The organism is Micromonospora sp. MH33 (assembly GCF_003013775.1).
Taxonomy (GTDB): Bacteria; Actinomycetota; Actinomycetes; order Mycobacteriales; family Micromonosporaceae; genus Micromonospora; species Micromonospora fulviviridis.
Genome location: NZ_MUYZ01000254.1, coordinates 1 through 10,148, shown reverse-complemented (window position 1 = coordinate 10,148; position 10,148 = coordinate 1). Strand labels below are relative to the sequence as shown.

Below are 10,148 nucleotides of genomic sequence, written 5' to 3'. Positions count from 1 at the left end.
TCCGGCGCGCCCGCTACCTGGCCGCCGCCGGGCGCTCCGCACCGGCCGAGGCCGAGTACCGGCAGGTGCTCGCGGCGGCCGACTGCACGCCCCGGGAACGGGCCACCGCCGCCGCCCACCTGGCCGAGCTGCTGCTGCACCTGGGCCGCTACGCCGAGGCCGGCGACCAGGCGCGGGAGGCGCTCCGGCTCGCCGCCGAGGTCGAGGGCGCCGCCTCGGAGGTGGTGCTGGCCAGCGCCGCGCTCGGGTTCAGCGAGGCCTACCTGGAGGACCCGGACGCCGGGCTGGCGGTCATGCGCCGGGCGCTGGACACCGCCGAGCGCTCCGGCCAGCCGGAGGACGTGGCCTGTGCGTACCTGCACCTGGCCGAGCTGCTCACCGGGCCGCTGAACATCCTCGAGGAGGGGGTGGTGGTGGCCCGCCGGGGCGCCGAGCGGGTCGCTGAGCTGGGGCTCGGCCGCACCTGGGAGACCCGGCTGCTGGCCATCGCCACCAACGGGCTGTTCCGGGTGGGGCAGTGGGCCGAGGCGGAGAAGGTCGTCGCGGCCGCGCTGCGGCACCGCCCGTCCGGTGCCGACGCGGTCGAGCTGCTGCTCGCCCGGTGCCGGCTCTCCGTCGGCTACGGCGACGTCGAGGCCTCCGATCGCGACCTGGAGGCGGTCGCCACCGTGCTGGCCGGCGGCGGGGCCCGGCACGTGCTGCCGATGCTCATCCTGCGCGCCGGGCTGGCCATGTGGCAGGGCCGGCACGACCTGGCCCGGCAGGCGGTCCAGCGGGGCCTGACCGAGAGCCGCTCCGACGACGTCATCGTGCTGGCCACCCTGGCCTGGCACGGGCTGCGCGCGGAGGCGGAGGCGTCCGCCAGCCGTACCGTCGAGGTGGACCCGAACGCGGTCCGCCGGCTGCGCGAGGTGGTCGAGCGGGTGACCCGCAAGAGCGGGAAGGCGGGCGCCCCGGTGCGGTACGTCGCCGACGCCTTCCTGGCGCTCTGCGCCGCCGAGCTGAGCCGGCTGGACGACGGCCGGGGCGACCCGGAGCTGTGGGCCCGCGCGGCCACCGAGTGGGACCGGCGCAACCACCCCTATCCGGCGGCCTACTCCCGGCTGCGGCAGGCCGAGGCCCTGCTGGCCCGGCGCAGCCGGGTGGCCACCGCGGGCAAGCTGCTGCGGCAGGCCCACCAGACGGCCCAGGCGCTCGGCGCGGTGCCGCTGAGCGAGGAGATCCGTACCCTGGCCGGGCGGGCCCGGGTGCCCCTGGCGGAGGGTCCGGCCGCCGCCCGTCCCGCGCCCCGGCCCCGGTCCGCGGCGCCGGCCGCGCCCGCGGTGGACGAGTTGGACGTGCTCACCCCCCGGGAGCGGGAGGTGCTCGCCGCGGTCGCCGAGGGGCTGACCAACCGGGAGATCGGCCAGCGGCTGTTCATCAGCGAGCGGACCATCGGCGTGCACGTGTCGCACATCTTCGACAAGCTCCAGGTCCGCACGCGGGTGCAGGCCAGCGCGATCTTCCTGCGCAACCGCCCCGAATAGCCGTACGTCGGCAATACGTCGTTCTACTGATCCGGCCGGCACACGCCGGCTGGAAGGCTGTCCTGCGTCACCGGGTGGCGTCGTGGGGGGCGCCGACCACTGTGGAGGAGAGATGACCGAACCGGTTTGGGGTCCTGTGCACCAGGACATCGTCGGGCTGCTCGCCGACCACCCCGCCGACGTGCCGGCGGTCGTCGACCATCTCACCAAGCTCCAGGACCTGCTGGTCCGGCTGCCTCCGCTGGAGGAGAGCTGCCCGCTGGCCGACTTCAACAAGCTCTACCTGGTCATCACCTCCACGGTGCTCGACGGGCTGTACGACGACCGCTTCACCGACCCGGCCTTCCTGGCCCGGCTCGACGTGGAGTTCGCCGCCCGCTACTTCGACGCGCTGCGGTTCTGGACCGACTCCCACCCGAGCACCCCCAAGGCCTGGTCGTGCCTGTTCCAGCGGATGCGCGGCCCGGACGCCCGGCCGTTGCCGTCGGCCGCCGCCGGGGTGAACGCCCACATCAACTACGACCTGCCGTTCGCGCTGGTGACCACCTTCGACAGCCTGGAGTCCGAGCCGGTCGACGGCAGCGACCAGCACCACGACTACCTGGAGATCAACAAGATCTTCGCTGAGCGGATCCCGGAGCTGCGCCGCGGCTACCTGGACCACTGGCAGTTGATGATCGACATGGTGAACGGCGACATCGACGACTGGTACCAGGGCGAACTGGTCGAGTACACCCGCAACGTGGCCTGGCGCAACGCGCAGAAGATCTGGCGCTGCCGGCACGACCCGGACGCCCGCGAGTGTGAGCGGATGCGGCTGGACGACAACGCCGCGCTGCTCGGCCGGCTGCTGCTGTCCCCCCTCGGGGCGTTCCTCCAGTAGCCGGGACGGGGGGTTCCCGCGTCTCGCCGTCCGGGCGTGGGGCGCGGGGACGCCGCCCGGGGCGCGTGCTCGACGTACCGGTCAGCCGCGCCGGGACCGCCCCCGGTACGCCGCGGCGGCGGCCCGGTTGTTGCACAGCTCGCAGCAGTACCGTTGCCGGCCGGCGCGGGTCCGGTCCAGGTAGGGCGCGTCGCACCCGTCGGCCGCGCAGACCCCGAACCGTTCCGCCCCGCCGGCCGCCGCGGCCCGGGCGAGCGCCCCGGTGACCAGGGCGGCGAACGGCCCGACCGGGCCGGGCCGGGGCAGCGGGGTGAGCCGTAGCGCGCCGTCGGGCCCGGCCTCGATCACCGTGCCGGCGCTGACGTCGGCCAGCACCTCGTTGAGCGTGGTCACCCGGGCGGCCGGATCGGGGGCGGCGAAGACCCGGTGGAGCTGGTCGCGCAACTCGCGCAGCCGCGGCAGGTCCGCCTCGGTGAGCGGCTCGGCGACGTCGGCGAGGCCGAGTTCCCGGGCGGCGGCCCTTAGCCGGGCCACCGACAGCTGGTCGACCGGGTCCTGGAGCACCCAGTAGCTGTGCAGCAGCGCGACGGCCAGGCGCAGCGCCGGTTCCAGGGGTGGCACCGCGCTCATCCGCGCCTCCTCCCTCGTCCGGTCGCCGACACGCCCGCCGTCCCTTCGCACTTGACCGATCGCCGCACGCCATCCTACCGTCGTCAGTTATTAAACGCGTTTAATAACTTATGGAGGTGGCGTATGCGACGTCTGCCCGTCCTCGTGTCCGTGGCGGCGCTGGTGGTCGCCGGCGCGGTCGCCGGCGCCGGTGGGGCCCAGGCGGAGGCGCCCGCCGAGCCGGACCACGCGGCGGCCACGGTGGTCCGCGACATCGAGATCCCGGTCGCCGGGCAGCCGGCCGTCCGGGCCTGGCTGGTCCGGCCGCAGCGCGCCGGCGGCGGCCTGGCCGGGGTGCTGGACCTGCACTGGTTCGAGCCCGGTCGGGCCAACCAGGACCGCAGCGAGTTCCTGGCCGAGGCGACCGCCCTGGCCGGCCGGGGCGTCGTGTCGGTGCTGCCGCAGCTCACGTTCCCGTGGGCGGGCGACCCGGTCGGCGACGCCCGGGACCGAGCCGCGGTCACCGCCCAGCTCGACGCCGTGCGGGCGGCGTACCGGCGGCTGCTCGCCGAGCCGGGGGTGGACCGGAGGCGCACCGCGGTGGTCGGTCACGACTACGGCGCCATGTACGCCGTCGACCTGGCCGCCCGGGAGCCGGGGCTGCGCCGCGCGGTGCTGCTCGCCCCGGACGCCACCTGGGCCAACTGGTTCGACCGCTTCTGGCTCCAGCTGCCGGAGGGGGAGCGGGCGGCGTACCAGGCGGTCTTCGCCGGCCTCGACCCGGTGGACCTGGTGGGGCGCCTCGGCGCCGGCGCGTACCTCCAGTTCGCCGGTGCGGACCGGTTCGTCGGCGCGGAGACCCGCGCCGCCTTCGCCGCCGCGGCGCCGCAGGCCAAGGTGTCGCTCTACCCGGACGAGGAGCACGACCTGGGCGCTGCCCGCACCCGGGACGACCGGCAGGCCTGGCTGGCCGGCCGGCTGGGACTGCGCGGCTGACCCGAGGGACCACCGGGACGGCCGGCGCCGGGAGCGCCGGCCGGCCCCGCCCCGCGCACGGGAGCGGTGGGCCGGCCCGGGCCGGCGGCGCGACCGGGTGTCGGTCCGGCCCGACCGGGTACCCGGGCGCCATGCCGCACACCGCGCCGGTCCGCCGCTTCGCCTTCCGGTTCGATCCGGCGTTCCGGCTGCCGCTGGCCCTGCTCGGGGTGCGGCCCGAGACCGCCCGCGTCGAGCTGGACCCGGAGGAGCTGACCGTGCGGTTCGGCCTGTGGCGGCTGCGCACCGCCCGGGACAACGTCAGGGGAGTCGAGCTGGGCGGACCGTACCGCTGGTGGCGGGCCGTCGGCCCGCACCTGTCCCTGGCCGACGGCGGGGTCACCTTCGGCACCAGCGTGGCCGCCGGGGTCTGTCTCCGCCTCGCCGCCCCGGTGCCGGCGCTCGCCCCCGGCCCCTGGCCGCGACATCCGGCCGTCACGGTGACGGTGACCGACCCGGAGGCGCTGCGCGACGCCCTGGCCGGCCCGCCCTGATCATCTTTTCCCGCTTGCCCGGTTCCGTCGGGCCGTGCCCTGGGTACCGCCTACGGTCGGGTCAGGGCCTGAAGGGGTGCAGATGGCGGAAGGACGGGACGGGGCGCAGCCCCGGCGGACGCGGGGGCGCCGCCACCACGCGCAGTCGACCGCGGCGGACCGGGCGCTGCGCGCCGCCCGCGACCCGGAGCGCGGCGAGCGCGCCCGCCGGACCGCGACGCTGCCGGAGCAGGTGGAGAGCCCGGTCCGGCCGGCCGAACCGGCCGGCCGGCTGAGCCGCTGGCTGTTCCAGCACCGGGTGCAGCCGGTCGGCCCGGAAACCCGGGAGCACCAGGCGCGGGCGCACCCCTGGTGGCAGGTGATGTGCCTGACCGGCGTCGACTACTTCTCCACCCTGTCCTACCTGCCCGGCATCGCGGCGGTGGCGGCCGGCGCGCTGAGCCCGCTCGCGACCCTGCTGATCGTGGCACTGACCCTGTTCGGGATGCTGCCCATGTACCGGCGGGTGGCCCGGGAGAGCCCGCACGGGCAGGGCTCGGTGGCGATGCTGGAACGGCTGCTGCCGTTCTGGCGCGGCAAGCTGTTCGTGCTGGTGCTGCTCGGCTTCGTGGCCACCTCGTGGATCATCACGATCACGCTCTCCGCCGCCGACGCGACAGTGCACCTGCTGGAGAACCCGATCCTGCCCGAGTCCTTCCCGCACGGCACCACGGCCGCCGTGCTGGTGACCGTGGTGCTGCTGCTCGTCCTCGGCGGGGTGTTCCTGCTCGGGTTCAGCGAGGCGGTGCAGGTCGCCATCCCCCTCGTGGCGGTCTTCCTCGCGCTGAACGCGGTGATCGTGGTCGCCGGCCTGGCAGAGGTCGCCGCCGACCCGGGGACCCTCACCGGTTGGACCGACCGGCTGACCGGGGTCGGCGGGGCGGGTGACGTGCTGGCCACCAGCGTGCTCGCGTTCCCGCTGCTGGTGCTGGGCCTCTCCGGCTTCGAGACCGGGGTGAGCATGATGCCGCTGGTGCAGGGGGGCGAGGGTGACGCCGAGCGGCGGTTGGCGGTCCGGATCGGCAACACCCGCAAGCTGCTCACCACCGCCGCGCTGATCATGTCGGTCTACCTGATCGCCACGACGTTCGTCACCACCGTGCTGATCCCGGCGGACGCGTTCGCACCGGGCGGGGCGGCCAGCGGCCGGGCGCTGGCCTTCCTGGCCCACGAGCACCTGGGCGAGGCGTTCGGCACGGTCTACGACATCAGCAGCATCTTCATCCTCTGGTTCGCCGGCGCCTCGGCGATGGCCGGCCTGATCAACATCGTGCCCCGCTATCTGCCCTCCTACGGCATGGCGCCCGAATGGGGGCGGGCGGTCCGTCCGGTGGTGCTGGTCTACACCGCGATCAGCATCGCCATCACGGTCGCCTTCCGGGCCGACGTCAACGCCCAGGCCGGCGCGTACGCCACCGGCATCCTGGCCATGATGGTCTCCGGCGCGATCGCGGTGACCATTTCCGCGTACCGGGCGCGGCACCGGCTCGCCGCCGCCGGCTTCGCGGTGCTCACCCTGGTGCTGCTCTACGCGCTCACCGAGAACGTCATCGAGAAACCCGACGGCATCACCATCTCCGGCCTGTTCATCGCCGGCATCGTCGCCGTCTCACTGATCTCCCGGGTGTCCCGCACGACCGAACTGCGCGCCGAGCGGATCGAGTTCGACGCCGCGGCGCGGCGGTTCGTCGCCGACTCGATCGCCCACGACGGCCGGTTGCACCTGATCGCCAACAAGCGGCAGAGCGGCTCGCTGAAGGAGTACCGGGTCAAGGAGCGCGCCCAGCGTGGCATGAACCCGGTGCCCGGCGCCGCCGACGTGCTCTTCCTGGAAATCGACGTCACCGACCCCTCGCGGTTCAGTGAGGTGCTGCGGGTGAACGGGGTGGAGGTCGGCGGATACCGGATCCTGCGCGCCAGCAGCCCGGCCGCGCCCAACGCCATCGCGGCCATCCTGCTGGCGCTGCGCGACGCCACCGGGATCCGCCCGCACTGCCACTTCGAGTGGTCCGAGGGGAACCCCATCGCGCACCTGTTGCGCTACCTGATCCTCGGTCGCGGCGACACCCCGCCGGTGGTCCGGGAGATCATCCGCAAGTCCGAGCCGGACCCCACCCGCCGCCCCGGCATCCACGTCGGCGGCTGAGCTCCGCCGCCGGCCGCCGGCCCGTCCCGGTCCGACCTCCCGAGGGGTACGCCCACCGCCACCCGCACCGGGCTGCGCCCGGCTACCGGCGCCCCGGTCAGGCGAGTGCGCGTACCCGGGCGATGAAGTCGTCCGCGCAGAAGTCGAGGAAGCCGTCCGGGTCCGGGCCGGCGTTCTGCAGCACGATGTGGTCGTAGCCGGCCTCGACGTAGGCCCGCACCTTCGCCAGGTGTGGCGCCGGGTCCGGCCCGACCGAGAACTGCCGCCGGATGTGCTGGTCCTCGACCCACACCGTCGCCGCGTCGAAGTTCACCGGGTTGGGCAGCTCGCTCATCACCTTCCACCCGGTGACGGCCCACCGGCTGGTCTCCTTCGCCGCGCGGACCGCCTGCTCCTCGTCCGGGGCCCAGGCCAGCGGCACCTCCGCGTAGCGCGGTCCCTGCCCACCGGCCTCCCGGTAGTGCGCGACGATCGACGACTTCGGCTCGGTGGCGAACAGCCCGTCACCCAGCTCGGCGGCCGTCGCCGCGGAGGACCGCCCGCTGGCGGCCACGGCGATCACCGGCGGGGTCTCCGGCAGGTCCCAGACCCGGGCGTCCTCCAGCTGGAGGTGCCGGCCCTCGTACGACTGGTAGCCGCCCTGCCAGAGCAGCCGGATGATCTCCAGGGCCTCGCGCAGCCGTTCGTGCCGGCCGCGGACGCTCGGGAAGCCCTGGCCGACCACATGCTCGTTGAGCCGCTCGCCGGCGCCAACGCCCAGGGTGAACCGCCCGTCGGAGATGAGCGCCATGGTGGCCGCGGCCTGGGCGATGATCGCCGGGTGGTACCGGACGGAGGGACAGGTGACCCCGGTGGCCAGGCCGAGCGTGCTGGTCTTCGCGGCGATGGCCGCGAGCGCGCTCCAGGTGAAGCAGGAGTGCCCCTGCACCTCCAGCCACGGGTGATAGTGGTCGCTCATCTCGACGAAGTCGAAGCCGGCCTGCTCCGCGCGGACGGCCTGCCGGATGAGCTCCTGTGGGCCGAAGGCCTCCGAGGCCAGCTTGTAGCCGATCTGCATCGCCCTGGTCTCCGTCCCCCGCGTGGCTGGACCGCTGCCCTTCCCACCCCGCGACCCGGCAAACGCCGCACCACCCGCGCCCGACGCCGCCATCCGCCGGGGCGGGAACGCCACGGCGAGGAACCCAGCCTCCTAGGACGGCCTAGAGGTGGTGCCGCGGCACGCGCCGGGCACGGAACGGCCCGCGCCGCGGGGAAGCGGGCGCGGGCCGGGGTGGTGCGCGGTCGGGCCTACTTGGACGGCTCGGGAAGCTTGCAGTCCACCTTGGGGTTGGCGCCGATGTAGTTCAGCGGGCCGGCCACGATGGTGACCAGGATGGTGCCGGCCTCGGCGCAGTTGGTGTCGTCATTGCCGTAGTAGCCGCGCTGGCCGGCGGCGATCGCGCCGATGACGAGCCAGATGACGACCAGGACGCCGACTATCGAGGTGCCGCGCATGGGTTGCCTCCACTGGGGTTGTGGTGGATTCGAGGTGGAGGCCATGTACCCAGAGCGGGTGAACGGTCAAACGGCGCCCCGGTGGCGGCGCGGCCGATTCCGACCATCGCGAGACGGCTCAGTGCGGCGGCGCGGGCGACTCCGGCGGCCGGCCCCGGCTGCGCAGGTGGTCGGCGACCGCCACCCCGACCAGCACCAGCATCGCCCCGAGGGCGGCATAGACCGGCGCGAGGAACAGCAGGCCGGGCGCGATGGTGAGCAGCGCCAGGATGCCGCCTGGGCGGGAGAACGACACCCGGCTGAACACCTCGTACTCGAAGGCGGCGCGACCGACCAGGAACAGCGCCGGCCCGCCGAGGAGGACCGCCAGCCAGGCCGGCGGGGTGCGCCCGGTCGGTTCGAGCAGCACGAGGTCGAACCCCGCCGCGCTGGTCACCACCCCAGCCACCATCAGCAGGTGGGTGTACGGGGCGGAGTTCAGGAACCTGGCCGGCTGTTTCGCCATGGCGATGGCGTGCGGCAGCAGCTCGCCGGACTTGTGCACGTAGATCCGCCAGAGCAGCAGCGTGGTGGCGAACGCGATGGCGAACGCGCCGATGTTCTCCGTCTCGGAGTGGTGCAGGCTGAAGACGGTGCCGGTGACCAGGATGGCGTCGCCCAGCGCGATGATGAAGAACTGCTGGTAGCGCTCGGAGAGATGCTCGGCGGTCACGGTGCGCTGGTCGTCCGGCACCACGCCGAGGCCGGGCACCGGGTACGCGAGCCGGAAGCCGAGATAGTCGATGCCCAGGGCCAGCGCCCAGCACGTCTCGCGGGCGTGGCCGCCCAGCTTGGCGCCGACCAGCCAGGGGATCGCGGAGATCGCGAACCAGCTGAAGATGCGGGCCGCCCGGCGCTGGGTGTGCCGGTCGTGCCGGACCGCCGGCATGAGGAACAGCCCGCGTCCGAGATGGATCGCCACGTAGGTCCCGGCGAAGACCAGCCCGCGGGCGCCGAACGCCTCCGGGATGGCGGTGGTCATCAGCAGCGCCCCGAACATCACCGCGACGATCAGCAGCTTGATCTCGCGACGTTGCGGGTCGTACATGTCGGTGACCAGGGTGGTGATCGCCCAGGTCCACCACATCGCCATCAGCATGATCAGCGACTGGATGGCCCGCTCCCAGCTCACCTCGGTGACCAGGCCCCGCGAGATGAGCGAGAGCGCGACCACGTACACGAGGTCGAAGAAGAGCTCCAGCAGGGTCACCCGGCGTGGCGCCTCGGGATCGCGCACCGGGGGCCGCCGCTCGGCGGGTTGCTCCGGCGTGGCGGTGGGCACGAGCTGCTCCTGCGGTGGCGGGATCGGCGCGGCGGGCCGTCCGGCCCTGCACCGACCGTAGCGACGCCCGCCCGGACCCGTGCCGCGTTTCCCTATTCGCGCTCGTCCGGGAGGCCGCGCCGGTGTCCCGGCACGGGCCGGGCCGGCTCGACGGCCGCCGGACACGCCGCGGGCCGGTGGTGACCGACGGTCACCACCGGCCCGCGGGTCGGATCAGGCGTCCTCGCCGGCGCCGACCGGGAGCACCCGCTCGGCCTCGGCACGGGCGCCGGCCAGCACCTTCGCCTGCTGCGACCAGGTCGCCAGGCCCGGGGCGGCGCGCAGGCCGGCGGCCTTGACGGTCTCCCGCAGCGCCGCCTCGTCCAGCTCGGCGAGCTGCTGGTAGGTGCGGATGCCGGCGGCCTGGAGGGCGGCGGCCAGCTTCGGCCCGATGCCCTGGATCCGGCGGAAGTCGTCCGGGGCGGCGTCGTCCACCTGGGCCGGAGCGGCGTCCTCGACCGCGGCGCGCGGCGCGGGCACCACCACCGGCGTGCCCGGCTCGGCCTCGGTCACCGGCTCGGCCTCCACGGCGGCCGGCTCGGCCGGCACGGCCACCGGCTCG

Annotated in this window: 10 protein-coding genes; 5 read left to right on the top strand and 5 right to left on the bottom strand. The window is 74.6% G+C overall.

Going from position 1 to position 10,148, the window contains the following annotated elements; genetic code table 11:
- Window positions 1–1,526, top strand: a 1,526-nt coding sequence (locus B0E53_RS27970) for a response regulator transcription factor (RefSeq protein WP_168215426.1), incomplete at its 5' end; no start/stop codon positions are given.
- A gap of 112 nt (window positions 1,527–1,638) precedes the next feature.
- Window positions 1,639–2,409: a DUF5995 family protein gene (locus tag B0E53_RS27965; protein ID WP_107078757.1), complete on the top strand. Its 771-nt coding sequence runs from the start codon at window positions 1,639–1,641 to the stop codon at window positions 2,407–2,409.
- A gap of 81 nt (window positions 2,410–2,490) precedes the next feature.
- Here the strand turns inward: B0E53_RS27965 and B0E53_RS27960 are convergent, their stop codons facing one another.
- Complete coding sequence (locus tag B0E53_RS27960) at window positions 2,491–3,039, bottom strand: CGNR zinc finger domain-containing protein (RefSeq protein ID WP_107078756.1); 549 nt, start codon at window positions 3,037–3,039, stop codon at window positions 2,491–2,493.
- Between the two features lie 123 nt (window positions 3,040–3,162).
- Between B0E53_RS27960 and B0E53_RS27955 the strand changes: the two genes are divergently transcribed.
- The 3 genes from B0E53_RS27955 to B0E53_RS27945 all read left to right on the top strand — a co-directional run bounded on the left by B0E53_RS27955 (window position 3,163) and on the right by B0E53_RS27945 (window position 6,732).
- Entirely contained in the window at window positions 3,163–4,014 is an 852-nt protein-coding gene (locus B0E53_RS27955; protein WP_107078755.1) for a dienelactone hydrolase family protein, read from the top strand.
- Window positions 4,015–4,145: 131 nt separating this feature from the next.
- Window positions 4,146–4,547 carry a hypothetical protein gene (locus B0E53_RS27950; RefSeq protein WP_107078754.1) on the top strand — a complete coding sequence of 134 codons (402 nt, stop codon included), beginning with the start codon at window positions 4,146–4,148 and terminating at the stop codon, window positions 4,545–4,547.
- Between the two features lie 82 nt (window positions 4,548–4,629).
- Entirely contained in the window at window positions 4,630–6,732 is a 2,103-nt protein-coding gene (locus tag B0E53_RS27945) for an APC family permease (RefSeq protein ID WP_168215425.1), read from the top strand.
- Between the two features lie 97 nt (window positions 6,733–6,829).
- Here B0E53_RS27945 and B0E53_RS27940 read toward each other — a convergent pair whose 3' ends face one another.
- The 4 genes from B0E53_RS27940 to B0E53_RS27925 all read right to left on the bottom strand — a co-directional run.
- A complete protein-coding gene (locus tag B0E53_RS27940) occupies window positions 6,830–7,789 on the bottom strand; it encodes a TIGR03557 family F420-dependent LLM class oxidoreductase (RefSeq protein WP_107078753.1) in 960 nt (319 codons plus the stop codon).
- 230 nt (window positions 7,790–8,019) lie between these two features.
- Window positions 8,020–8,226 carry a hypothetical protein gene (locus B0E53_RS27935; protein WP_091305815.1) on the bottom strand — a complete coding sequence of 69 codons (207 nt, stop codon included), beginning with the start codon at window positions 8,224–8,226 and terminating at the stop codon, window positions 8,020–8,022.
- A 118-nt stretch (window positions 8,227–8,344) separates the two neighbouring features.
- Window positions 8,345–9,547, bottom strand: coding sequence for a low temperature requirement protein A (locus B0E53_RS27930; RefSeq protein ID WP_107078752.1), 1,203 nt, complete (start codon window positions 9,545–9,547; stop codon window positions 8,345–8,347).
- 213 nt (window positions 9,548–9,760) lie between these two features.
- On the bottom strand, window positions 9,761–10,148 hold a 388-nt coding region (locus B0E53_RS27925), incomplete at its 5' end, for a helix-hairpin-helix domain-containing protein (RefSeq protein WP_246835632.1).

Bases quoted from the DNA above. Each gene is read 5' to 3' on its own strand.
- B0E53_RS27950 (WP_107078754.1), top strand. From the start codon at position 4,146: ATGCCGCACACCGCGCCGGTCCGCCGCTTCGCCTTCCGGTTCGATCCG.
- B0E53_RS27940 (WP_107078753.1), bottom strand. From the start codon at position 7,789: ATGCAGATCGGCTACAAGCTGGCCTCGGAGGCCTTCGGCCCACAGGAG.
- B0E53_RS27955 (WP_107078755.1), top strand. From the start codon at position 3,163: ATGCGACGTCTGCCCGTCCTCGTGTCCGTGGCGGCGCTGGTGGTCGCC.
- B0E53_RS27965 (WP_107078757.1), top strand. From the start codon at position 1,639: ATGACCGAACCGGTTTGGGGTCCTGTGCACCAGGACATCGTCGGGCTG.
- B0E53_RS27945 (WP_168215425.1), top strand. From the start codon at position 4,630: ATGGCGGAAGGACGGGACGGGGCGCAGCCCCGGCGGACGCGGGGGCGC.
- B0E53_RS27960 (WP_107078756.1), bottom strand. From the start codon at position 3,039: ATGAGCGCGGTGCCACCCCTGGAACCGGCGCTGCGCCTGGCCGTCGCG.
- B0E53_RS27935 (WP_091305815.1), bottom strand. From the start codon at position 8,226: ATGCGCGGCACCTCGATAGTCGGCGTCCTGGTCGTCATCTGGCTCGTC.